Origin of the sequence: Metallosphaera sedula DSM 5348 (assembly GCF_000016605.1) — an archaeon.
GTDB lineage: Archaea > Thermoproteota > Thermoprotei_A > Sulfolobales > Sulfolobaceae > Metallosphaera > Metallosphaera sedula.
Map to the genome: position 1 here is coordinate 18,043 of NC_009440.1, position 24,298 is coordinate 42,340.

Below are 24,298 nucleotides of genomic sequence, written 5' to 3' on the forward strand. Positions count from 1 at the left end.
AGACTTATATATAGTCCTAGCAATTTCATGTGTAGATCTACATGGCTCAAGTTGAGACAGAAAATAAGGGTTTTAGACTGCTACCAGCGCCATCAAAATTCGAAAATGGGGAAGTAAAGTTTGGCGACAGGGACATCAAGATTGGGGGACCTTTACCTAAGCTTGCCCAGGACGAGAAGCTTATCAGGGTTACGCATTCTTTGTGTCCTGCTTGCTACAGGCTATTACCAGCAACCATATTTGAGAAGGACGAAAAGATGTACATTAGGAAGATATGTCCTGAGCATGGAGAGTTTGAGGACCTTTATTATGGAGATGTGGGGATGTACTATAAGTTCGATTACTGGGAGTATGAGGGTAAGGGTCCTAGAGTTCCTTACGTTGACCTTAAGTCTCCCTGTCCTTATAACTGTGGACTATGTCCAATGCATCATCAGCACTCGGCACTTGTGAACCTGGTTATAACTAACAGATGTGATTTGTCTTGTTGGTACTGCTTCTTCTATGCCGAGAAGGCTGGCTACGTCTTTGAGCCAACACTGGAGCAGATAAAGTTCATGGTAGATCAGTTAAAGAGGCAGGATACTACCATAGTTATCCAGGTTACAGGAGGCGAACCTACACTTAGGGAAGATATTGTTGAGGTAATTAAGCTCCTCAGGGAGTCAGGTGTCAGACATATTCAGCTCAACAGTTGGGGGGGAACTTTCGCCAAGATGTACATGGCTGATCCGGATAAGGCAGTGAGATACGCCATAGCCCTGAGGGAGGCAGGAGTCAACACTGTTTACATGAGCTTTGACGGGACTACCAGAAAGACCAATCCCAAGAATCATTGGGAGGTTCCTTACACCTTAGAAGTGTTCAGAAGGGCAGGGATGACCAGCGTCGTTCTAGTACCCACAGTTATCAAGACTGTAAATGACCATGATCTAGGAAATATAGTGAAATTCGCTGCAAGGAATATGGACGTTGTGAGAGCCATAAACTTCCAACCTGTCAGCTTGACAGGAATGATGAAGAGGAATATGAGGGCCAAGTTTAGAATAACCATTCCAGAAGTCCTGAAGAACATAGAGGACCAGACGGACGGCGAGGTCACTAGGGACAGTTGGTATCCAATAGGCACTTCAGTCGTGTTCTCGAGATTAGTCGAGGCTTTAACAGGTAAGGAGCAATTCGAAATGGCCAATCACCCAAGTTGCGGTGCTGGCACCTATATCTACATAGAGTGGAGAAACGGAGAACCACACTTCATACCCATTTCCAAGTTCATTGACCTAGAGGGTCTTCTAGAGTACTTCAAGGAGAAAGCAGAGGAACTCAAGGAAGGAGCTAACAAGTACTGGATTGGGATGAAGTTACTCTATAACGTCAGGAAGTTCATCGACAAGGAGAAAGGACCCAAGGACTTCGATGTATATAAGATGCTGTATAATGTGGTGGTAAGTCACAACTATGAAGCTCTAGGCGAATGGCATTACAGGACATTGTTCCTGGGAACCATGCACTTCATGGACCTCTACAATTACGATATTAACAGGGTCATGAGATGCGATATTCACTATGTTGTACCAGATGGGAGAGTAATTCCATTCTGTACCTACAACGTTCTTAATGATCTATACAGAGATAAAGTACTCAGGGAGTATCAGATACCTCTAGATGATTGGATAAAGAAGCATGGGGAGAACAGTCTTGGAGATGCAATGAAGTATAGAAGGGTTGCAAGTACTCTAGAGAAGGGAGAAATATACAAGGAGACGTACAAGTACTTTAACGAGTGATTTTCTTTTAATTTTTGTTTGACTACTTCTTGTAGATTAAGACTATTTCTTCTCCACACTGGCATCTATATGCTGAATGTAGCTTAAGAGTAGGTGACATGGATCCTGGAAAACCATCTCCATCAAAGATAGAGGTGCCGGAACCAAATACTCTTGGAGAAACAGTTACCCTGACCTCATCTACGCATCCTTCTTTCATGAGTGACCAATTCAGTTTCCCTCCACCCTCAACCATTACCGTTCTCACTGAAAACGTTTTATAAAGATCAGCCATTGCATCACATAGAGTCGAAAACGTTCTAACGTATACACCCTTTTTTGTCAGCTCTTTTAGGGAATCGCTAAGATTCCTGGTGTAAACTACTGTGGATGGGGGAATATTGAATATTTTCAATCCAGGATCCAAATCCCCGCTGTTAGTTACGATAACCCTGATAGGATTTTTCCCCGTGTAGTATTTTAGAGTCAGGCGTGGATTATCCACCCTAGCAGTTCTGGCTCCTATCATCACAGCATCTACTTGCGCTCTTAACATATGTTGCCTGATCTTGTCATACCTACAGCTGAGTTCGCTGAACGAATCCTTAGCTGCAATCTTACCATCAATTGTCATCGTGCTAGAGATAATTATGTAAGGTCTCATCTCATCGAATTACGGGCTTTAGGCTATAAAACCAAACTCTCAGATCGCATTTAGATCTCTTTTCGCAATTTACACAGCATTCATGGCACACATTGATATTCCTTACACCGCAGAACTTGACTATTCTGGGCCTAAAGCAAGATCCACAATTTTCCTCGTATACCATTTTAGTACCTCTTGTATTCATATAAGCCGAAAATATATTTAATCTTGGGGTCGAATGGGGTCAACCTTGAAGCCCCAACGAAGAGGCTATCGTTGTTCCTCAAAATAATCGAACCTTGTGTAGGCGAACTGGATCTAATTATTTCAAGGTTTCCTAAGCGAGTCTTCTTTTCCCTTATTACCATAAAAGGTGAAGTGGCTGGATATTCTTCTTTAGCGCAACTTCCCATCCTTAGCCCTGTCGAATCCCTCTCGTGAATAATTATTCTAGCGTTTATCATGTCAACTAGAAATTTTGCACCAGCAGCAGCGTCCCTTAAGCAACTAGTCAAAATCACATTCATGGATTTAGTTTTTTCCTTGGCTATCTCCAGGACATTTCTTAGTAATTCAGTTGGCTGTTCATTCCCACCCGTGTCAACTAGGTAGAACGTATCTTCACTTTCAATTAAATAAGAGTTTGCTAGATACCCATACGTCTTACCAGCTACCATGTAAACTCCCTTAGCTATCCTGGCAATACTCAAAGGTCGAATACTACCTCCATCGGAAACTCGTTTACGGAGTTAATGTTTTCTCTCTTGGCTACAACGATGAGAGCCCCTGCTACTCTACCACCTGCTTTTCTGACAAGTTTTGACGTGGAAAGTAATGTTTTCCCGGATCTCATGACATCATCGACTATGAGAACCCTGTCTGATTTAGAAATGAAATCTTTCCTTGCATATATGCTAACAACAACACTATCCGATTCCCTCACACTCTCTTCCACATATGTCAGATGTATGGAGTCCTTATGTTTCTTAACGATGATTAGCGGTTTATCAAGTATGGTGGCTACGATGGTGGCAAAGGGTATTCCATTACTTGCTATACCAACAATCTTTTCTACGTCCTCGAAGCGAGAAACGTGAGTTTCTAGGAGTATCTTTAACATGCTAGGGTAATGAAGGAGCTCAGACGTATCTATAAAGGAATCTGGAAATTTCCTTATTTTATCCTGAAAAAATCTGTGAAGGAACCCTTTCTGACCTACCTTACTAATCAAGTCTCTTGCCTGTTGCTCGCTAGGGACCGTAGATCCATTGACATATCTGCATAGGAGGCTCTCCTGTAGTCCCAATAGCCTAGAGAGTTCTTTATAGGTGTACTTGTTTTTTAGTTCCCTTAGCAGATCTACAGCCAAAAGCCTATCCCTTAGGTCCCTGTCCTTGCTTCCATCGCGAATCATTAAAATATCCCCTTCCAATTCTTGTTACAGATGATTGAGATCTTAAGTGCTGATCAAATGATGTAAAAAAATCACTGATTAAATGCCTAGCTTTCTTTTGATGATGTCATTGACTAGCTTAGGGTCTGCTCTCTTTCCTGTTTTCTTCATTACTATTCCTACGAGGTAATTGGCGACCTTAGGATCCTTCTTAACCTTCTGAAGTAGCTCGGGCTCATTCCTCAGTGCTTCGTCGACTATCCCCTCTATTAATTTTTCATCTGACACTGTAGTCAGACCCATCGCCGTTACTATATCGCTGGGCATCTTACCCTCGGTGATTATAATGGGCAATATCTCCTTAACGATCTTTATCGTTATGGTACCCTTATCCATTAACTCTAGCAACTGGCTCAGGTGTTGTGGTGTGGCCTTAGAATCTGTTATCTTCATGTTTTTGTCGTTTATCCATCTGAGGTAATCGTTGATTATTAAGTTGGATAATTTCTCGTAGTTATTGTAATTCTTGGCAGTCGCCTCAAATAGGTCAGCCAGGGCCTTGTCCATCACTAGAACTGTAGCATTATACCTACTTATTCCATATTGTTTTATCATTCTCTCTATCCTAGCATCCGGAAGCTCTGGTAGGTTTTCCCTAATCTTCCTGATAAGATCGGAGGAGATCTCATAAGGAGGAAGGTCTGGGTCTGGAAAATACCTATAATCTTCATCGGTCTCCTTTGCCCTAGACGAGACTGTAACCTTCCTGGCAGAATCCCAGTGCCTAGTTTCTCTCGGCACCTTTTGCCCCTGTAATATAGCTGCCCTCTGTCTGGCTACCTCATACTCTATTGCTTCCTTAACGTCCTTGGGGGATCCAACGTTCTTGACTTCAACTCTCTCTCCCCCCTCCACAGAGATGTTTACGTCAGCTCTCATGGAACCTTCAATCTCACAATCGCACACTCCTAAGTGTTCCAATATAGACTTTAGCTTGTCCAAGAATAATTTGGCTTCCTTAGAGTTTTCTAGGTCAGGCTCCGTAACTATTTCTAGCATTCCCATTCCAGACCTGTTGTAGTCCAGGAGAGTATATGTACTGGTTAACATGGATCCTGTGGGATAGATAGTCTTAGCTGGATCTTCTTCTATATTTATCCTTCTAATTCTAATAATTTTTTCACCAAGAGCGATCTTACCATTTCTCGCAATAGCCATACTTCCTGGCCCATCATACTGAGAAATTTGATAATTTTTTGCCATATCAGGATAGAAATAATGCTTCCTAGTAAAAGTCAGATACTTGGGATACTCGCATTCCAAGGCTATAGCGACCATCAAGGCCTTGTTTAGGGCCTCTTCATTTAGTACTGGTATGGCACCGGGAAGACCTAGGCAAACTGGGCACAAATCCGTGTTGGGATCCAGATTCACGTAATCCGCGGGGCAAGGGCAGAAAAGTTTCGTTTTCAGGGAAGTCAAGTGGACGTGAACTTCCAGACCTATTCTAGCCTTAGGTTCGCTCATCCTTACTCACCTTTCAATGTAAATGAATGCGGTAACAGATCATCTAAATAAAATGTTGTGGTTTTCCCAGTTTTATCTCTAGTTATCACTAGGATATCCCTTCCAAACTCCCTAAGGACTTGCCTGCAGGCTCCGCACGGCATTATCCCGCTCCCATCAGAAAGGGAGATAGCGATTTTCTTGAATTTTCTAATACCCTTCGTTACCGCGGTGAACACTGCAACCCTCTCGGCACAAATGGATAAACCATAGGACGAGTTCTCCACGTTAGTGCCCAGTATAACCTCTCCGTTCTCTCCAACTAATGCCGCCCCTACCCTTATCCCTGAGTAAGGCGAGTAGGAATTTTTGGCTGCGTTTGCAGCCAGATTCAAGAGTTCCTCATCCGAAGGATCTGTCACCTGCATCACCCAACCCAGGCACAATGTAGCCCCTGTTATTTATCTCAGGATCTATGGACACCGTGAAGATATCAACATCGGGATACTTGTTACGTATTTTGGTTATTCCGTATTCAGACGCGATCACAGATGCAATAATTATTCTCTTGGGTTGAAGCTGAGATACCATGCCAAGTATCCTCATCATGGTGCTCGCGGTAGCTATCATAGGATCGGCAATAATAGCGATGTCATTTTTTGAGATTTTTGGAATCTTCATGTATGTTATTTCAACTTCCATCTCCGTGGGTGGAGAGGAACTTTCCATCTCCCTTCTGGAGGCGGCCACGACACCCTGCTTCGCTGCCGGAAATGCTTTCAAGAGCCCCTCAACTAGTGGTGTAGCTGCTCTTAACACATTGACGATCATTATGTTATCTAGGTCTTTAATTACTACCCCCTTTGCTTCCACTCCTAGCGGAGTGACCACCTTAACTATATCGAAATCGAGGTGGTTGGCTATTTCGTACCCAATAAGCCTTCCTAATCTGACCATGCCTTTCCTAAACATTATTTGATCTGTCTTAATATCTCTCAACTGAGTTAATATATGTAAAAATAAAGGCTTATCAAGTAAAAATACAGCCATGAGGTTACCTCTTGGTTGTTAGCTTTCTTGCCTCCCTTTCTGTCTCCCTAAGAATTACAATGTCACCCAGTCTCACTGGACCCTTAATATTTCTGGTTAGTATCCTACCCTTGTCTCTTCCTTCAAGAACCCTTACCCTTACCTGTGTAACCTCCCCAGTTACTCCAGTTCTGTCTAATAATTGAATGACCTCAGCTGGAAAGCCGAATTCCTCAATGATTGAAGAGGACTGTTGTTTTTCGCTCATGTTTTCTTACCTTGTATAAGCTCACAGCAATTCACTTATATACTTCACTCATATTGAGATAAGGTAGATCAAGATGGTAGTTTCCCACAAGTGCAGTTTCTGTGGAGGAGATATACCGCCAGCCACTGGCATGATGCATGTGAGAAATGACGGTACGATTCTTTGGTTCTGCTCAAACAAATGCAGGAAATATATGCTAAAGTATCATAAGGATGCTAAAAAACTGAAGTGGACAACCTCCTACTCGAGGGTAAGATAAATTGGCTACCCAGAAGACCTTTGTAATGATAAAGCCTGACGGTGTTAGAAGGAAACTCATAGGAGAGATAGTAGGAAGGATAGAGAGGAAAGGGCTACGAATAGCCGCAATGAAGATGGTCAAGATTGATAGGGAAACAGCTAACAAGTTATACGAGGAACATATAGGGAAGTCATTCTTCAACGAGCTTGTAAGCTATATTACTTCAGGTCCAGTAGTTTGTATGGTAGTGGAAGGAGACGAGGCTGTTAGGGTCATGCGTACTCTCATAGGAGCCACCGATCCCAAGGAAGCCTCACCTGGTACCATTAGGGGGGACCTTGCTCTATCAAAGGCTGAAAACGTTATACATGCCTCAGACGCAGAAGAGAAAGCTAAGAGGGAGATGTCACTTTTCTTCTCTCCAAACGAGATCACTGAATGAAAATACCATAGAGGGGATTCTCGGCCTTTTTTATCTTTATTAGCTCCTTGATTACCTCCATCATATCCTCTGTGATCGAGTCCTTATAATTCTTGAAGAGGATCTCTAAGTCCTCTTGAGGAACATCGGTGTACAGAACGTCTCCCTCCTGGACCTGTCTACCTATCATAATGTTTCCTTTTATTGACATGGAAACCTCCATCCCCTTTGTGGCTCTCTCAATGTTTTTCTTATTATCCTGAATAGCTAAGACCTCTCCCACTCTCTGTCCATCCTCTCTTATCAAGGGATACTTTGGCCTCACTACGCCTCCTAAAACTTCTACACCTACTATAGCCGGATCACTTCTTCTAAAAACATATCCCGGTAAGATCTTGATCTTTCCTGGTAACACAAGGGAATCCAGGGTCCTCCTTTTTCTCCTCTCCCTGAGATCTTCAATGTATTTGATAGTGTCGTCTATCAACTGGTAGATTATATCGTTGTAAATTATCTTAACCTTAGATGTGTCTAATCCTGGGATGGGTTTTACTCTGAAGGCTGCAATTATTCCGTACTCCTCAACCTCCTTGGCTGAGAGCTCAGCCTCGATCAAATCCCTCTTAGTGATTGGGCCTATATCAGCCACTCTTACTGGAATTCCTATTTTTTCGAATCCTGCGACCAAGGACTCCAGTGATCCTAAGCTATCTGCCTTTACCACTATACCTGTGGAGTTTTTAGAAAACCTCACCTTAGATAGCTCCTCTTCAATAAGTTTTCTAGCTTCCTGAAGTTTGGCCTCATCGTTAGCCACGTATAGGGGGGATCCTGCAAGAGCCTCCTCAAGGCCCGGTGCTGAGATTTTAACTCCTGCTGCCGCGGATATTTCATCTATGCTCCTATAACCTGATCTAGTCATTCTCATATCCTGTAGGGGTGCAGGTAGTAGGATGTTCCTAATTTTAGTGACTATTACTCCGTTTATTCCGCCCAGAACTATCGTGTCACTTTTTCTTAGTATCCCATCATAGATTATCACATCGATAGTATGTCCTAACCCTTGCTCCTCCTTGACCTCGAGAATTACCCCTTTAGCAGGTCCTTCCACTGCCCTTAGTCTTGTCTTAAGATATTGCTGTGTCAGACCCGCTAAAAGCGCCAGCAATTCAGGTAAGCCTTCACCAGTCTTCCCAGAAACTGGAACAATGGATACGTAACGTGTGAAGTCCCTTACTCGGTCAAATCTCTCTGCGTTAAAGCCCATTTCTGCCAACTGCATTACCAGTTTGTATACATAATTATCTAGGGCTTTCTGAACACTCTGTGATTGAGATCTAAAGGATTTTGTAAACGTTTCGTTCTCTATGGGCCTCCATCCAGGTATCCTGTCTATTTTATTGGCAGCGACTAGGAAGGGTACCTTCTTATCTTTTAAGATCTCAATAGATTCTATGGTCTGTTTCTGAAATCCTTCTGTTATGTCTACCACTAGAATTGCAATATCAGCTACGCTTCCACCTCTCCTCCTTAAATTTGAGAAAAGCTCATGACCTGGAGTGTCTATGAAAAGCAATCCAGGAATCTCAAGCTTCACGGGGATTATACCTTTTAAGGGTTGAGCAACTTTTTCGATAACGCTGCTTGGGACGAAACTAGCCCCAACCTCCTGGGTCATTTCGCCTGGTTCCTTCTTAACAACTGCAGTTCCCCTAATCTTGTCCAAAAGGGTAGTCTTACCGTGATCAACATGACCTAATACCACGACAATTGGCTGTCTAAGTCTCACTTCTGTCTTTGACAAACAGAATCACCGAACCTGAATGATATGATGGAGCTTTGTTTATTATTTTTAAGTAAGTACGGTTTTTCCTTTGATTGAGAAAAATGGTCGTAACTGATTTCGAGAGTATGGCTTTGGACGTTGCAGTGAGATACAAAGGGAAAATCCAGGTAATGCCTAAGGTTCCTGTGAACTCCCTGAACGATTTCTCTATACTTTATACTCCCGGGGTGGCGGCCGTTTCTCAGGCTATACACAAGAATAGAGAGCTATCATTTCATTATACATATAGGTGGAATGCTATCGCAGTGGTCACAGATGGATCCAGGGTACTGGGTTTAGGGGATATTGGTCCTGAGGCTGCCATGCCAGTCATGGAAGGTAAAGCACTCATCTTCAAGTTTCTAGGTGGGGTAGATGCTATACCCCTTCCCTTAGGGACAAAGGACGCAGACAAGATAGTGGAGACAGTTAAGTTATTGGAACCTGCATTCGGAGGAATCAACCTTGAGGACATAGAATCCCCTAAGTGCTTCTACGTTCTTGAGAGACTCAAGAGCATTATGGAGATCCCTGTTTGGCATGACGATCAGCAAGGTACTGCAGGCGCTACCTTGGCGGGATTGATTACAGCCCTTGAAATAACTGGGAAGAACCCTAAGAACATCAAGATTGTTCTCTTTGGTACAGGTGCAGCTAACATAGCTACCGCGCGATTGCTTGGAAAATTTGGAATTCCTCTAAAAAACATAGTTCTTGTAGATTCCGCAGGAGTCATATACAGGGGGAGACAGGACGAGGAAAGAATGAAAACAGAAAATCCCTGGAAGTACGAGTTACTTAGGGAAACCAATGGAGAAAATGTGACCACTATAGAGGATGCCTTCAAGGGAGCTGACGTTGTGATAGCGGCCTCAAAGCAGGGACCAGATGTGATTAAGAAGAGTTGGATAAAGCTCATGAATACTGACCCCATAGTATTTGCTCTAGCTAATCCAACACCTGAAATATGGCCAGAGGAGGCAAAGGAAGCCGGAGCTAAAATTGTGGCGACTGGAAGAAGTGATTTCCCGAACCAAGTCAATAACTCCCTCATTTTCCCAGGTGTTTTCAGGGGTTCCCTAGATGTTAGGGCCAAGGCGATAACGGACGAGATGGTGATTGATGCAGCAAGGGAGCTGGCCAGTCACGTAAGGGAGAAAGGAGCAACGCCTGACTATATAATTCCCAAGATGACGGAGTGGGAAATATATCCTCGTGTAGCGGCAGCCGTGGGTGTAAGGGCCATACAGCAGAACGTCGCTAGAGTGTCTAGAAATTATAATGAACTATTTGACAACGCTAAGACCTTGATCGAGAAGGCAAGAACCCAGTTAAGATCTATAGCTTAAATTTTTATAACTATATACACTATGAACCTTTGCCTAGTATACTAGGGTGTAGGTTATGCGTTCATCTTCTAAAAAGATAGATCCGAGTGTGCATGTGCTTGTTCCTAAACATGAAGTACTCTCTGTTGAGGAAGCGTTCAAGGTCCTTAAGGAGCTTGGTATTGGGCCTGAGCAACTTCCTTGGATGAGAGCCTCAGATCCTATGGCGAGGACAATCAATGCAAAGCCGGGAGATATAGTGAAAATAACCAGGAAAAGTCCCATAGTTGGAGAACTTGTAGTTTATAGGTATGTGGTGAGTGGATAAGCATGCTTTCAGTTGACGATAGATGGGTAATAGTAGAGGCATACTTTAAGTCCAGAGGGTTAGTAAGACAGCATTTAGACTCATTTAATGATTTTATAAAGAATAAGCTTCAGGAAATTATAGATGAGCAGGGAGAAATAATCACCGAGATACCTGGTCTAAAGATTAGACTAGGTAAGATAAGGGTAGGAAAACCTAGGGTTAGGGAAGCAGACAAGGGCGACAAGGAGATAACGCCCATGGAAGCCAGGCTGAGAAACCTGACCTACGCTGCCCCAATTTTCCTAACCATGACACCTGTAGAGAACAACATAGAGGGAGATCCCACCGAGGTTCATATAGGCGATATTCCTATTATGCTCAAATCGATAGCTGATCCAACTTCGGAGTTCAGCCAAGACAAACTAGTGGAAATAGGAGAGGATCCAAAGGACCCAGGTGGATACTTTATCATTAATGGAAGTGAAAGAGTAATCGTAACTCAGGAAGACTTAGCAACAAATAGAGTTCTGACTGATGTGGGAAAGGCGGGCTCCAATGTTACCCATACAGCTAAAATAATTTCGAGCACCTCTGGGTATAGGGTTCCTATCACCATAGAGAGATTGAAAGATTCCACAATCCACGTTTCATTCCCTTCAGCGCCCGGTAGAATTCCATTCGCAATATTAATGAGAGCCCTTGGGGTAGAGACCGACGAAGATATTACACTGGCAGTGTCCCTTGACCCACAAATACAGAACGAACTTTTACCTTCTTTGGAACAGGCGAGCTCTATTTCTTCAAAGGAAGACGCATTGGACTTCATAGGCAACAGGGTAGCTATAGGTCAGAAAAGGGAAATGAGGATACAGAAAGCTGAACAGATTTTAGATAAATATTTCTTACCACATATAGGTACTAATCCATCAGATAGAGTAGCCAAGGCTTACTATCTGGCCTTCGCAGTCTCAAAGCTGATCGAGCTTTATCTTGGCAGAAGGGAACCCGACGACAAGGACCATTATGCTAACAAGAGGCTGAAATTGGCGGGAGACTTATTCGCTAGTCTCTTTAGAGTAGCGTTTAAGGCCTTTGTTAAGGACCTAGTGTTTCAGCTCGAGAAGTCAAAGGTTAGGGGAAGAAGGTTAGCCATTAATGCCCTTGTAAGGCCTGACATAATTTCGGAGAGAATTAGGCATGCACTTGCCACAGGAAATTGGGTTGGAGGAAGAACAGGCGTAAGCCAGCTTTTAGATCGTACCAATTGGTTATCAATGTTAAGCCATCTAAGGAGGGTTGTATCTTCCCTAGCCAGGGGTCAGCCTAACTTTGAGGCCAGGGATCTACACGGAACCCAATGGGGCAGGATGTGCCCATTCGAGACACCAGAGGGTCCTAACAGCGGTCTTGTGAAGAACATAGCTCTCCTGGCCCAGATATCAGTTGGAATAAATGAGAAGAGCCTTGAGAGAACTCTTTACAATTTGGGTGTAGTCCCTATAGACGACGCCATAAAGAAGGTTAAGTCTGAGGAAGGCCAATCTGAGAATTATCAGACCTGGAGCAAGGTAATTCTAAACGGGAGACTAATAGGCTATTATCCTGATGGGCGTGAACTGGCAGAGAAAATAAGAGAGAGCAGAAGAGAGGGTGAGTTAAGCGATGAGGTTAATGTAAGCTATAACATTACAGAAACCTTTAACGAGGTATACATTAATTCAGATAGTGGAAGAGTAAGAAGGCCCCTTATCGTTGTTAAGCACGGTAAACCACTTGTGACTAAGGAAGATATAGAGAACCTGAAAAAGGGTAAGATAACCTTTGATACCTTAGTTAAAGAGGGGAAAATTGAATTCCTTGATGCAGAGGAAGAAGAGAATGCGTATATAGCTCTTGAGCCAAAGGATGTAACCAAGGACCATACCCACTTAGAGATATGGGCTCCAGCAATTCTAGGCATAACAGCTTCAATTATTCCATACCCTGAGCACAACCAGTCTCCTAGAAATACCTATCAGTCGGCTATGGCAAAGCAGGCCTTAGGACTGTATGCAGCCAATTATCAAATAAGGACAGACACTAGAGCTCATCTCCTTCATTATCCTCAGAAGCCAATAGTCCAAACTAGGGCTTTAGAGGCCATAGGATATACGGAGAGACCTGCAGGAAATAATGCGATATTTGCCCTTATGTCCTACACAGGATACAACATGGAAGATGCCGTTATCATGAATAAGTCGTCCGTGGATAGAGGGATGTTTAGGTCCACTTTCTTCAGGCTTTACTCCGCCGAGGAAATCAAGTATCCAGGAGGGCAAGAGGATGAAATCCTTCTTCCCGAGCCCGGCGTAAGGGGATATAAGGGAAAGGATTACTATAGGCTTCTGGAATCTAACGGAATAGTTTCTCCTGAGGTTGACGTTAAGGGAGGAGATGTATTAATAGGGAAGGTAAGCCCACCAAGGTTCCTTCAGGAATTCAAGGAATTGTCACCTGATCAGGCTAAGCGTGATACGTCGATAATAACTAGGCACGGAGAACGTGGTACTGTAGATCTAGTATTGGTGACCGAGACCTCTGAGGGAAATAAGTTAGTAAAGGTGAGAGTTAGGGACCTGAGAATACCAGAAATAGGAGACAAATTCGCTACTAGACATGGGCAGAAGGGAGTAATAGGAATGCTAATACCCCAAGTGGACATGCCATATACAACTAGTGGGCTAGTTCCAGATATAATACTGAATCCTCATGCGCTTCCCTCCAGAATGACTGTAGGTCAGATAATGGAAGCGATAGCAGGAAAGTTCGTAGCAGCCACTGGTAATCCTATTGACGCAACACCGTTCTATAATACTCCCATAGAGGAAATTCAGAGGAAGCTTCTGGAACATGGTTATCTAAGCGACGGATCAGAGGTTGTATATGATGGTAGAACAGGAGAGAAATTGAAAGGAAGAATATTGTTTGGTATAGTTTACTATCAAAAATTACACCATATGGTAGCGGATAAGATGCATGGGCGTGGTAGAGGGCCAGTTCAAATACTCACTAGACAGCCCACCGAAGGAAGAGCTAGGGAAGGAGGACTTAGATTTGGGGAAATGGAAAGGGACTGCCTTATAGGATACGGTGCAGCGATGTTAATCAAGGATAGATTACTAGATAACTCAGATAGGGCAACAGTATACGTTTGTGAACAGTGCGGATATGTAGGCTGGTATGATAGGACTAAGAACAAGTATATATGCCCAATTCATGGTGATAAGACAACTTTATACCCCGTGGTAATATCATATGCCTTCAAGTTGTTGCTTCAGGAACTTATGAGCATGGTTATCGCACCTAAGTTAGTTCTGGGAGACAAAGTTCCTGTTGGAGGTAATTCCAATGAGTGAGAGGTATCAAGTTAACGAGAAGATAATAAAGGGAGTTAGATTCGGGATACTCTCCCCCGATGAAATAAGGAAGATGTCAGTTACTGCCATAATAACCGCTGATGTGTATGACGAAGATGGGACGCCCATAGAAGGAAGCGTAATGGATTCAAGACTCGGGATAATAGAGCCTGGTCAGAAGTGTCCAATCTGTGGAAATGTTATAGGCAACTGTCCTGGACACTTTGGACACATTGAATTAGTAAGGCCCGTTATACATGTTGGATTCGTTAAGCATGTCTATGATCTATTAAGATCCACATGTAGGAGATGTGGTAGGGTAAAGATCAGCGAGAATGATATAGAGAAATACAGGAAGATTTATGACGCGATAAAGAAGAGGTGGCCCTCAGCGGCTAAAAGACTCATTGATCACGTGAAAAAAACGTCTATGAAGGCAGCTGTATGTCCGCATTGCTCAGAGAAACAACTGAAAATCAAACTGGAGAAGCCCTACAACTTTTACGAGGAGAGAAAGGAGGGTGTAATGAGGCTCACTCCCTCCGATATCAGGGAAAGATTAGAAAGAATACCTGATTCTGATGTGGAGCTTCTAGGTTATGATCCAACCACTAGCAGACCCGAGTGGATAATTCTTACCGTACTACCTGTACCTCCTATTACCATCAGGCCCTCAATAATGATAGAGAGCGGGATAAGGGCAGAGGACGATCTAACTCACAAGCTCGTGGACATAGTTAGAATAAATGAGAGACTAAAGGAGAGCATAGATGCAGGTGCCCCTCAGTTAATTGTGGAAGATCTTTGGGATCTCCTGCAGTATCATGTGGCTACCTATTTCGATAATGAGATACCAGGCCTGCCCACATCTAAGCATAGATCGGGTAGACCGCTTAGAACTCTGGCACAAAGACTCAAGGGTAAAGAGGGAAGATTTAGAGGTAACCTTTCAGGAAAGAGGGTTGATTTTTCAGCCAGAACCGTAATATCGCCTGATCCAAATATCAGTATAGATGAGGTTGGAGTTCCATACGACGTCGCACAAATTCTCACTGTACCAGAGAAGGTAACTAAATGGAACATAGAGAGAATGAGACAATACGTTATAAACGGTCCAGATAAGTGGCCCGGTGCCAATTATGTGGTTAGGCCTGATGGAAGGAGAATAGACCTTAGATATGTTAAGGACAGAAAGGAGCTGGCTGCAACCCTAGCTCCTAACTTTATAGTGGAAAGGCATTTGGTTGACGGAGATATAGTAATTTTCAACAGACAACCATCGCTTCATAGAATATCCATGATGGGTCATAAGGTGAGAGTTCTCCCAGGGAGAACCTTTAGGCTTAACCTTTTGGTGTGTCCACCGTATAACGCTGATTTTGATGGCGATGAGATGAACCTCCATGTTCCTCAGTCAGAGGAGGCAATAGCGGAGACCAAGGAATTGATGACAGTTCATCGCAATATATTAACCCCTAGATACGGAGGCCCCATTATAGGTTCAGCCCAGGATTATATTAGTGGCGCATATCTGCTCACCGTCAAAACGACTCTACTCACAGAAGATGAAGTTCAGACGATACTGGGGGTAGCTAACATTAACAAGAATTTAGAGGAACCAGCGATCCTGGCCCCTAAAAGGCTCTACACGGGGAAGCAGATAGTCAGTCACTTCCTTCCTGAAGATTTTAACTTCCACGGTCCTGCAAACATATCGAGCGGTGTAAGGTCATGCAAGGATGAGGACTGCCCTCATGACTCTTACGTGGTGATCAAGAAGGGGAAACTCCTGGAGGGAGTGTTTGACAAGAAAGCGCTAGGAAACCAGCAGGCTGAGAGTATACTCCACTGGCTCGTCAGAGAATATGATGAGGATTATGTTCTCTGGTTAATGGACAATCTGTTTAAGGTATTCCTTAGGTACATCGAGCTCCACGGTCTAACCATGACACTCTCTGATGTAACTATTCCGGAGGAAGCCACAAAGAAAATCGCGGAAAGGGCACAGGAGGCGAGGAAAAAGGTTAACGAGCTCATTGAAAGTTATGAAAAAGGCCAACTCGAGGTCATCCCTGGTAGAACGTTAGAAGAAAGTTTGGAAAGTTACATCCTTGATGCGCTAGACAAGCTAAGAAATGAAGCTGGAGAGATAGCCACGACTTATCTGGATCCATTTAATAATGCCTATATCATGGCAAGAACTGGAGCAAGGGGAAGCGTACTCAATATCACTCAAATGGCAGCCATGCTAGGTCAACAATCAGTCAGAGGAGAGAGAATAAAACGTGGGTATGCCACTAGGACGCTCCCTCACTTTAAGCCTGGGGATATAACGCCAGAGGCTAGGGGATTCATTTACTCGTCCTTCAGAAGCGGATTAAATCCAATCGAGACCTTCTTCCACGCTGCAGGTGGTAGAGAGGGTCTAGTGGACACCGCTGTGAGGACGTCTCAGAGCGGTTACATGCAGAGGAGGCTCATAAACGCGCTCTCCGACCTCAGGGTTGAGTACGATGGTACGGTTAGAACGCTGTATGGAGAGATGATCCAGACTCTCTACGGTGGAGATGGAGTCCATCCAATGCAAAGTGCACATGGCAAGACCATAGATGTAGATAGAGTCCTAGAGAGAGTAGTTGGTTGGAAGAGGTGATCCACATGATAAATAACACAGATAATGAATATCTGGAACAGAAGTTATCCGAATTAAGTAAAAAAGTTCCTGCCTCAATTATATCAAAGTTAAGGGAATCAATAACTAATTCCCCTATAGAGATTACAAGGGATGAAATAGACAAAATAATAGAAATAGTAATGAAAGACTATCTAAGTTCCCTTGTCCATCCTGGAGAGGCAATAGGTGTTGTGGCTGCCCAATCAATAGGCGAGCCGGGTACGCAGATGACATTGAGGACCTTCCACTTTGCGGGTGTAAGGGAGTTAAACGTAACCCTAGGTCTTCCGAGGCTCATAGAGATTGTAGATGCGAGGAAAGTTCCTTCAACTCCTATGATGACCATTTATCTCAACGAGGAGTATGCAAAGGACCGTGATATGGCATTAGAGGTTGCTAGGAGAATCGAATATACTAGAGTGGAGCATGTGGTGGAGACGGTTAACCTGGACGTTGGTGGTATGGGCATTATACTCAAACTTGATCCAGTACTGCTTAAAGATAAGGGATTATCCACAGAGGATGTGGAAAAGGTCATCAAGAAGCTCAAGATGGGCGATTATAGGGTAGAAAACTCCGATGAATATACAATAGCGATATACTTTGAAAACATGGAGACAGTGACCGGATTATTCAAGGCTAGAGAGAAAATCCTTTCAACGAAAATAAAAGGGGTTAAGGGAATTAAGAGGGCGATAATCAGGAAAAAGGGTGACGAATACGTTATTATTACCGATGGGTCTAACCTTGAGGGTGTTCTTGGAGTTAAGGGAGTTGATGTCTCGAGGATAGAGACAAATAATCTACACGAGGTAGAAAGCGTGCTGGGTGTGGAGGCAGCAAGGGAGTTAATAACGAGAGAGATAAAGAGGGTCCTCGAGGAACAGGGTCTGGACGTCGATATTAGACATATCGAACTAGTTTCCGATATAATGACAAGGACAGGGGAAGTTAGGCAGATAGGGAGGCATGGTGTCACAGGTGAAAAGACTAGCGTATTGGCAAGAGCCGCCTTCGAGGTTACAGTAAAACACCTTCTCGATGCCGCTGCTAGAGGTGACATGGAAGAGTTTAAAGGAGTGGTAGAAAACATTATTATAGGCCAACCAATTAAGCTGGGTACCGGAATGGTTGAACTTTTAATGAGACCCGCAAATAGGTGAATGAAAAATGTCACAATCAATTACTTTCGAGTCAGAAATTAAGGTCCTTCTCAAGACAGGCAAAGTACTCCTAGGAAGTAAAAGGACTATAAAGGCCTTGAAGATGGGGAAGTTAAAGGGTGTGATAGTGGCTTCAACGCTCAGAGGTGATATAAAGAGTGATATCATGAGATACGCATCTTTAGCTGGGATCCCAGTAGTCGAATATAAGGGAAGCGGATGGGAATTAGGAACTATTATGGGTAAGCCTTTTCTTGTATCTGCTGTGGGCGTAGAAGAGCTTGGAGATTCTCAGATAATGAAATTAGCGAATGGATAGCGGTGATATTAAGTGCCTGATATAAAGTTAACCCCTGAAGAAATGCGATACATGTCCCTTTTCCAAGACGTTACAAAGGTCACTGTTAGGGACTGTGTAATAGATGAGGAAGGCAATAGAATAATTTTCCTAGTAGATCCAGAAAATATGGGAATGGCTATTGGAAAAGGAGGAATGAACATCAAAAAACTAAAGAAGATTATCGGTAAGGACATCGAGGTAGTAGCATATAGCGAAAACTTGGAAGATCTTATAAAGAACCTTATGTCTCCCGCTAGGGTTAAGAGCGTCAAAACTATAGATAGTAATTCAAGGAAGACGGTACACGTAACAGTAGATCCTCAAGACAAGGCTATAGCAATCGGTAAAGCAGGCAGAAACGTTTCTCGGGCCAAAATAATTTTAAAAAGATACATGGACATAGACTCCGTGATAATTAATTAAGAGGTGTCGATTTGGCAGATAAGTCTCCAAAAGGTATATTTGCGGCTAGAAAATTAAAGCTCAGAAGATTAAAGTTTAGGTGGAGTCAGAGGAAGTTCAAGACCAGGGTATTGCAATTAAAGAAGAGATTTGATCCTTTGCAAGGAGCTCCCATGGCAAGGGGTGTGGTTCTGGAGAAAGTTGGGATAGAGTCTAGACAACCCAATTCAGCTGTAAGAAAGTGTGTAAGGGTTCAGCTAGTCAAGAACGGGAGAGTCGTAACTGCGTTCGTTCCAGGTGACGGTGGAGTGAACTTTATAGACGAACACGACGAGGTGATTATAGCCGGAATAGGTGGCACTTTGGGTAGGTCCATGGGTGATTTGCCCGGAGTAAGATATAAGGTAATAATGGTAAACGGAGTCTCCCTTGATTCGTTGTACAAGGGGAAGAAGCAAAAGCCCGTTAGATAACTTTCTAGTTCTTTCTAGTTTAGGCTTTATTTCCTCTCTCTGTAGATCTATCTACCAGCTCCTTCTTTACCTTTATTGGTTTCCCGGTCAATAGGGCAAGATATATAGCATGGCTTGGGATCATTCTCTTTTGGATTATTAAACCGCCAAAGTTTAACTCCACCGTAGCAATGTAAATATCATCTTGTATATCGTCAATGATAACCTGAGTGACTCTTTTCTCCAACTCCTCTATTACTTCTGGGATAAACGAGATAATATCATATACTGTCTCCCTCCTGGCCAGCTCCGATAGACTTCCAGTATCATTAGGTTCATTTTTTAGTAATTTGTTTATTGCATTTACTATATCAGGGGGAACATAAAACAGATTGAATTCCCTACCATCCTCTAGATAGCATATTATTACTGGCACACCGTTCATGGGCGATATGAAAGCATCTACCTTATTTACTCCTATGAGATCGTGCTCCTGTTCAGCCATTATATATTATCTTATCCCACGAAGACTATTAAACCCTTCATGAATAGTTATTTAACCCGTTAAGTTCGTATAGTGGTGAGTGTAGAAATGGATAGTTACGAGCTATCAAAACTGGATATAAGGATATTCGGCAAATGGGATACCAAAGTAGATATACGAGACCCTAGTTTGAAGAAGTATATCTCACTCATGCCAGTATATCTACCTCACTCGGGAGGAAGGCATGAGCATAGGAGGTTTGGAAAAGCTAGGGTCTCCATCGTGGAGAGGTTGATAAATGAGCTGATGAGGCCGGGAAAGAATAAGGGAAAGAAGATCCTGGCATATAACATTGTGAAGGCTACCTTTGAGCTGATTAATGCTAGAACAGGTCAAAATCCTCTGCAGGTATTAGTTAGGGCTATTGAGAACTCAGCGCCTAGGGAAGAGGTGACAAGGATCATGTACGGTGGAATAGTTTATTACGTCGCTGTTGACGTCTCTCCCCAAAGAAGAGTGGATATAGTTCTAAGGAACCTAGTAGATGGTGCTAGACAGGCTGCGTTTAACAATCCGAAGCCCATAGAGGAGGCATTGGCTGATGAGCTAATCGCTGCTGCCAACGGTGATAACAGAAGCTTCGCCATAAGGAAGAAAGAAGAGATGGAAAGGATAGCCCTGAGCTCCAGATAAATAGCTAAACTTTTATTAACTAAGACCTTTATCTCGGGTAGGAGTTGAGCTAGATGTCTCAAAAGCCACACTTGAATTTGATTGTTATAGGACACGTAGACCACGGAAAGAGCACTCTAGTTGGAAGACTTTTAATGGATAGGGGTTTCTTGGATGAAAAGACCATTAAAGAGGCAGAGGAAGCTGCAAAGAAGCTAGGAAAAGAGTCAGAGAAATACGCTTTCCTTCTAGATAGGCTCAAGGAGGAGAGGGAAAGAGGTGTTACAATCAACCTAACATTCATGAGATTCGAGACAAAGAAGTACTTCTTTACTATAATTGATGCTCCTGGGCACAGGGACTTCGTCAAGAACATGATCACTGGAGCTAGTCAGGCCGACGCAGCAATATTGGCAGTTTCGGCTAGAAAAGGTGAATTTGAGTCAGGAATGAGCCTAGAGGGTCAGACTAGAGAGCACATAATACTTGCCAAGACCATGGGTCTTAACCAAGTTATCGTAGCTATCACAAAGATGGACGTAGCAGAACCGCCATACGATCAGAAGAGATATAATGAGATAAAGGAGACCATCGAGAAGTTCATGAAGTCCTTCGGATTTGACATGTCTAAGGTTAAGTTCATCCCAATTGTCTCAATCACTGGTGAGAATGTAACCAAGAGATCAGAAAACATGAAGTGGTATAACGGACCCACGCTGGAGGAAGCCCTAGATATGTTGGAGATCCCACCGAAGCCAGTTGACAAGCCTCTAAGGCTACCCATACAGGAAGTCTATTCAATATCAGGTGTTGGTACCGTACCAGTCGGCAGAGTTGAGAGCGGTGTCATGAAGGTGGGCGATAAGATAGTTTTCATGCCTGCAGGGAAATCCGCAGAGGTCAGATCTATCGAGACTCACCACACTAAGTTGGAGAAAGCAGAACCAGGAGACAACATTGGTTTCAACGTGAGGGGTATAGACAAGAAAGATGTTAAGAGGGGAGATGTAGTAGGTCATACTACTAACCCACCCACAGTTGCTGAGGAATTCACGGCGAGGGTAATAGTTGTGTGGCATCCAACAGCTCTGGCAGTTGGTTATACCCCGGTCGTTCACGTTCACACAGCGAGCATTGCTTGTAGGGTTTCGGAGATAGTAGCAAGATTGGATCCGAAGACCGGTAAGGAGGCTGAAAAGAACCCACAATTCATTAAGCAAGGAGAGTCGGCTATAGTCAAGTTCAAGCCCATAAAGCCGTTATGTGTTGAGAAGTTCAGCGACTTCCCGCCATTAGGAAGATTTGCTATGAGGGATATGGGCAAGACTGTAGGTGTGGGAGTAATAAACGACGTTAAGCCCAGTAAGATAGAGATAAAGTGACAGGATAACGGTGTACATTAATGCCAAATAAAGCTAGAATACGACTGTGGAGCACCAACGTTAACAACCTTAATTATGTTGTAAATCAGATAAAGGGTATAGTGGATAAGACAGGCGTCAGTATGAGAGGGCCTATACCACTTCCCACGAGGAGAATGGAAGTACCTGTGATGAGGTTGCCGCATGGCGAGGGAAGGAAGAAGTGGGAGAAGTGGGAAATGTCCCTCCACAAGAGGATAATTGATATTTCTGCTGATGAAAGGGTAATGCGCCAGCTAATGAGAGTAAAGGTTCCAGAGGACGTGTATATAGAGATTCAACTTATTTAGGACGTTTTTCCCTTCAAAGGTGCCGGGGTGCCCGAGCGGACCAAGGGGCTGGCCTGGAGAATGTTCCGGCTAGCCAGTAGGGGCAACCCTACGCGGGTTCAAATCCCGCCCCCGGCGCGTTAGGTGATTTTCATGCTTCCCAGAGTTCTGGTCTCAGCTGATCGTAGTGGATCAGGAAAGACTCTCGTAACATCAGGTATCATGAAGGCCCTCTCGAAAAGAATGAATGTGAGAGGCTTCAAGGTTGGACCAGACTACATTGATACAGGATACCACAAACTAGCTACTGGAAGACCATCAATTAACCTAGATCTTTTTATGATGGGAGAGGAGGGTGTAAAAAAGTCCCTTGTTAAGTATTCCCGCGGAAGTGATATTTCTGTAATAGAGGGAGTGATGGGGCTCTATGATGGCCATGGTATAGAGTATAGCACATATAGGTTATCTCAGGCTACTCAGACTCCAATTATCCTTGTCCTTGACTGTAGTTCCATGGGCACTACGGCTGCGGCTCTAATTCATGGGCTCAAGAGTTTTGGTAATGCAAATATAAAAGGCGTTATCTTTAACAAGATAGCCTCTGAGCCCCACTATTCCTATTGCAGGGAGAAGGTGACTGATGTCAAAGTGTTAGGTTATATTCCAAGGATTAACTTAACAGTACCCTCTAGGCATCTTGGACTTTTCACGATTGAAACCTATAACAAGGCCATGGAAGCGGTTGAGGAAATGTCTAGACTGGTGGAATCTTTCATAGACCTCGATGAGATAGTAAACATTGCTAGTGAGGCCCCTGATATACAAGTAGACTTGGAGGACGACACAACGAGCAAGAAGAAAGGTATCATGGCAATTGCATACGATTCTGCATTTTCTTTTTACTATCAGGAAAACTTGGATATACTCAGTAAGTTCTATACTATCAAACTGTTTAGCCCAATAAATAACGAGACTGTGGATGAGGCAGATTTTATCTACCTTGGCGGAGGATATCCGGAACTGTTCCCCAAAGAACTTTCTGAGTCCTACTCTACTATCAAGTGGATAAGGGAGTCAGTCTATTCAGGAATCCCAGTTATTGCAGAATGTGGAGGACTCATGTATCTCTCAAGTTATATCAGAACTAAGGAAGGTAAGTTCCCCATGGTGGGTGTTTACGATATGGGAATTTCAATGAGCAAGCTTACTCTAGGTTACAGGATGACAGATATCATAGAAGATATTCCTCTCGGAAGGACAGGAGACATCATTAGGGGACACGAATTTCACACCTCATCTCCAGAATATGTTAATGAGAAAAGGTTTACACTAAAACATAGAAATGGAAAAGGTATACAGGACGGTTTCGATGGTGTTAGGGTAAATAACGCGATAGGATCTTATCTTCATGTGCATTTAGCCAGTTTGAGACTGTCTCTTTAATTCTAGTCTCTTTACTCTCTCCAGCATGTCCAATAGTTTGTCAATATCCTTAGCATAAAGTCTAATCTTGTATGGATATTTTGCCTCAGTCGAGTCTATCTCAACATATTTCTTTTCCCTATTAACCACAAAATTGGAGTTAAGTAAATGCTTGGCGTGAAGAAAGACAGACATACCTCCCGATCCAATTACTCCCTTCTCCGTTACCTTATAACTTAATGGAGCCATTGTTGACATCATGCTAGGCTTAAACAGCCTCCTGTATACAAAGAATCCAAACAGATATATTATTTCAAAATAAACTAGATAAACTGCAAGCCTATAATATGGGTCCGTCTGAGAGGTAGCAATTTTAGAAACGTAACTATACACGAAGAATAATACAACAATATAGATAAGGTACGAGAACAACATGGTCATATTCTTCTTGGCGAACTGCATGTACTCCCTTTGATATTCCTCGTCCTTCATGACAAGATCATTAGCGTTCTTCTCCTCATATAACGTTCCAGAATTTGCCACTTCCATCATTAATTTCCTATCCCTAAGCATTGGATTAGACTTGTAAGTCATGGAAAAAGTGATTGCCATTATTATAATGAAATAAGAGATAAACGCCTCAAGGAAATATTTTGGATAAAATCCTAATACTATAGATATTACAACGAGATATGTCTGGCTAATAAGCGCAAATTTCCAATTATAAGGATTGGGTGTCGCTGAAGACATACTAACTGGTATATAACGGTGTGACTTATATACTTATATAACAATGCGTGAACTTTTTCTCCTACTCTTGGCGTTCAGCTCCGTATTGTCTCAGCAGAGTACATTTACCTATTATTTTCAA

The 24,298-nt window shown here is 43.2% G+C and carries 25 protein-coding genes and 1 tRNA gene; 16 read left to right on the forward strand and 10 right to left on the reverse strand.

The genetic code is table 11. The features are described from left to right. Window positions 1–41 precede the first annotated feature (41 nt). Window positions 42–1,787, forward strand: a complete 1,746-nt coding sequence (tes, locus tag MSED_RS00105) for a tetraether lipid synthase Tes (RefSeq protein ID WP_011921166.1) — start codon at window positions 42–44, stop codon at window positions 1,785–1,787. A gap of 22 nt (window positions 1,788–1,809) precedes the next feature. On the opposite strand, the gene MSED_RS00110 is transcribed toward tes, so the two are convergent. From MSED_RS00110 to MSED_RS00140, 7 genes are all read right to left on the reverse strand, one after another. Continuing rightward, window positions 1,810–2,430: a 2,5-diamino-6-(ribosylamino)-4(3H)-pyrimidinone 5'-phosphate reductase gene (locus MSED_RS00110; RefSeq protein ID WP_011921167.1), complete on the reverse strand. Its 621-nt coding sequence runs from the start codon at window positions 2,428–2,430 to the stop codon at window positions 1,810–1,812. Between the two features lie 167 nt (window positions 2,431–2,597). Next, on the reverse strand, window positions 2,598–3,122 hold the full coding sequence (locus MSED_RS00115; protein WP_011921168.1) for an MBL fold metallo-hydrolase: 525 nt from the start codon (window positions 3,120–3,122) through the stop codon (window positions 2,598–2,600). Next, window positions 3,119–3,826: a phosphoribosyltransferase family protein gene (locus tag MSED_RS00120; RefSeq protein ID WP_011921169.1), complete on the reverse strand. Its 708-nt coding sequence runs from the start codon at window positions 3,824–3,826 to the stop codon at window positions 3,119–3,121. The genes MSED_RS00115 and MSED_RS00120 overlap by 4 nt, the downstream gene beginning before the upstream one ends. A 78-nt stretch (window positions 3,827–3,904) precedes the next feature. Next, a complete protein-coding gene (gene gatB, locus MSED_RS00125; RefSeq protein WP_011921170.1) occupies window positions 3,905–5,332 on the reverse strand; it encodes an Asp-tRNA(Asn)/Glu-tRNA(Gln) amidotransferase subunit GatB in 1,428 nt (475 codons plus the stop codon). A gap of 2 nt (window positions 5,333–5,334) precedes the next feature. Beyond that, complete coding sequence (gene cdd / locus MSED_RS00130) at window positions 5,335–5,739, reverse strand: cytidine deaminase (RefSeq protein ID WP_011921171.1); 405 nt, start codon at window positions 5,737–5,739, stop codon at window positions 5,335–5,337. After that, window positions 5,714–6,361 (reverse strand): uracil phosphoribosyltransferase, encoded by a 648-nt coding sequence (gene upp / locus MSED_RS00135; protein ID WP_011921172.1) that lies wholly within the window; start codon window positions 6,359–6,361, stop codon window positions 5,714–5,716. The genes cdd and upp overlap by 26 nt, the downstream gene beginning before the upstream one ends. Window positions 6,362–6,365: 4 nt before the next feature. Then, window positions 6,366–6,608, reverse strand: a complete 243-nt coding sequence (locus MSED_RS00140) for a 30S ribosomal protein S28e (RefSeq protein WP_011921173.1) — start codon at window positions 6,606–6,608, stop codon at window positions 6,366–6,368. A gap of 73 nt (window positions 6,609–6,681) precedes the next feature. Here MSED_RS00140 and MSED_RS11890 point away from each other — a divergent pair, with 73 nt between their 5' ends. Together MSED_RS11890 and ndk are read left to right on the forward strand one after the other, a co-directional pair. Then, window positions 6,682–6,867 carry a 50S ribosomal protein L24e gene (locus tag MSED_RS11890; protein ID WP_011921174.1) on the forward strand — a complete coding sequence of 62 codons (186 nt, stop codon included), beginning with the start codon at window positions 6,682–6,684 and terminating at the stop codon, window positions 6,865–6,867. A 1-nt stretch (window position 6,868) separates the two neighbouring features. Beyond that, complete coding sequence (gene ndk / locus MSED_RS00145; RefSeq protein WP_011921175.1) at window positions 6,869–7,291, forward strand: nucleoside-diphosphate kinase; 423 nt, start codon at window positions 6,869–6,871, stop codon at window positions 7,289–7,291. Here ndk and infB read toward each other — a convergent pair. After that, the gene (infB, locus tag MSED_RS00150; protein ID WP_011921176.1) at window positions 7,281–9,074 is read right to left on the reverse strand and encodes a translation initiation factor IF-2; all 1,794 of its coding nucleotides are present in this window, start codon (window positions 9,072–9,074) and stop codon (window positions 7,281–7,283) included. The genes ndk and infB overlap by 11 nt on opposite strands. Before the next feature lie 83 nt (window positions 9,075–9,157). Here infB and MSED_RS00155 point away from each other — a divergent pair, with 83 nt between their 5' ends. Genes MSED_RS00155 through MSED_RS00190 form a run of 8 tightly spaced genes read left to right on the forward strand, consistent with a single transcriptional unit; the run spans window position 9,158 to window position 19,180 of the window. After that, on the forward strand, window positions 9,158–10,444 hold the full coding sequence (locus MSED_RS00155; RefSeq protein WP_011921177.1) for an NAD(P)-dependent malic enzyme: 1,287 nt from the start codon (window positions 9,158–9,160) through the stop codon (window positions 10,442–10,444). A gap of 55 nt (window positions 10,445–10,499) precedes the next feature. Continuing rightward, complete coding sequence (locus MSED_RS00160) at window positions 10,500–10,751, forward strand: DNA-directed RNA polymerase subunit H (protein ID WP_011921178.1); 252 nt, start codon at window positions 10,500–10,502, stop codon at window positions 10,749–10,751. 2 nt (window positions 10,752–10,753) lie between these two features. Next, window positions 10,754–14,128 carry a DNA-directed RNA polymerase subunit B gene (locus tag MSED_RS00165; RefSeq protein ID WP_011921179.1) on the forward strand — a complete coding sequence of 1,125 codons (3,375 nt, stop codon included), beginning with the start codon at window positions 10,754–10,756 and terminating at the stop codon, window positions 14,126–14,128. Then, window positions 14,121–16,781, forward strand: a complete 2,661-nt coding sequence (gene rpoA1 / locus MSED_RS00170; RefSeq protein ID WP_011921180.1) for a DNA-directed RNA polymerase subunit A' — start codon at window positions 14,121–14,123, stop codon at window positions 16,779–16,781. The genes MSED_RS00165 and rpoA1 overlap by 8 nt, the downstream gene beginning before the upstream one ends. 5 nt (window positions 16,782–16,786) lie before the next feature. Beyond that, entirely contained in the window at window positions 16,787–17,965 is a 1,179-nt protein-coding gene (rpoA2, locus tag MSED_RS00175; RefSeq protein ID WP_011921181.1) for a DNA-directed RNA polymerase subunit A'', read from the forward strand. Window positions 17,966–17,972: 7 nt separating this feature from the next. Further along, a complete protein-coding gene (locus tag MSED_RS00180) occupies window positions 17,973–18,284 on the forward strand; it encodes a 50S ribosomal protein L30e (RefSeq protein WP_011921182.1) in 312 nt (103 codons plus the stop codon). A gap of 12 nt (window positions 18,285–18,296) precedes the next feature. Further along, the gene (locus MSED_RS00185) at window positions 18,297–18,728 is read left to right on the forward strand and encodes a NusA-like transcription termination signal-binding factor (protein WP_011921183.1); all 432 of its coding nucleotides are present in this window, start codon (window positions 18,297–18,299) and stop codon (window positions 18,726–18,728) included. An 11-nt stretch (window positions 18,729–18,739) separates the two neighbouring features. Continuing rightward, the gene (locus tag MSED_RS00190) at window positions 18,740–19,180 is read left to right on the forward strand and encodes a 30S ribosomal protein S12 (RefSeq protein ID WP_011921184.1); all 441 of its coding nucleotides are present in this window, start codon (window positions 18,740–18,742) and stop codon (window positions 19,178–19,180) included. 19 nt (window positions 19,181–19,199) lie between these two features. Here MSED_RS00190 and MSED_RS00195 read toward each other — a convergent pair whose 3' ends face one another. Beyond that, a complete protein-coding gene (locus tag MSED_RS00195) occupies window positions 19,200–19,664 on the reverse strand; it encodes a bifunctional nuclease family protein (protein ID WP_011921185.1) in 465 nt (154 codons plus the stop codon). A gap of 87 nt (window positions 19,665–19,751) precedes the next feature. Between MSED_RS00195 and MSED_RS00200 the strand changes: the two genes are divergently transcribed. The 5 genes from MSED_RS00200 to MSED_RS00220 all read left to right on the forward strand — a co-directional run bounded on the left by MSED_RS00200 (window position 19,752) and on the right by MSED_RS00220 (window position 23,448). Beyond that, window positions 19,752–20,336, forward strand: a complete 585-nt coding sequence (locus MSED_RS00200) for a 30S ribosomal protein S7 (protein WP_011921186.1) — start codon at window positions 19,752–19,754, stop codon at window positions 20,334–20,336. 53 nt (window positions 20,337–20,389) lie between these two features. After that, window positions 20,390–21,697, forward strand: a complete 1,308-nt coding sequence (tuf, locus tag MSED_RS00205; protein WP_011921187.1) for a translation elongation factor EF-1 subunit alpha — start codon at window positions 20,390–20,392, stop codon at window positions 21,695–21,697. A 20-nt stretch (window positions 21,698–21,717) separates the two neighbouring features. Then, window positions 21,718–22,026, forward strand: a complete 309-nt coding sequence (rpsJ, locus tag MSED_RS00210; protein ID WP_011921188.1) for a 30S ribosomal protein S10 — start codon at window positions 21,718–21,720, stop codon at window positions 22,024–22,026. Between the two features lie 21 nt (window positions 22,027–22,047). Further along, window positions 22,048–22,143: transfer RNA gene (locus MSED_RS00215), tRNA-Ser, on the forward strand. A 15-nt stretch (window positions 22,144–22,158) separates the two neighbouring features. Continuing rightward, window positions 22,159–23,448, forward strand: coding sequence for a cobyrinate a,c-diamide synthase (locus tag MSED_RS00220; RefSeq protein WP_011921189.1), 1,290 nt, complete (start codon window positions 22,159–22,161; stop codon window positions 23,446–23,448). Here the strand turns inward: MSED_RS00220 and MSED_RS00225 are convergent. Beyond that, window positions 23,422–24,177 carry a DUF2208 domain-containing protein gene (locus MSED_RS00225; RefSeq protein WP_011921190.1) on the reverse strand — a complete coding sequence of 252 codons (756 nt, stop codon included), beginning with the start codon at window positions 24,175–24,177 and terminating at the stop codon, window positions 23,422–23,424. The genes MSED_RS00220 and MSED_RS00225 overlap by 27 nt on opposite strands. Window positions 24,178–24,298 lie beyond the last annotated feature (121 nt).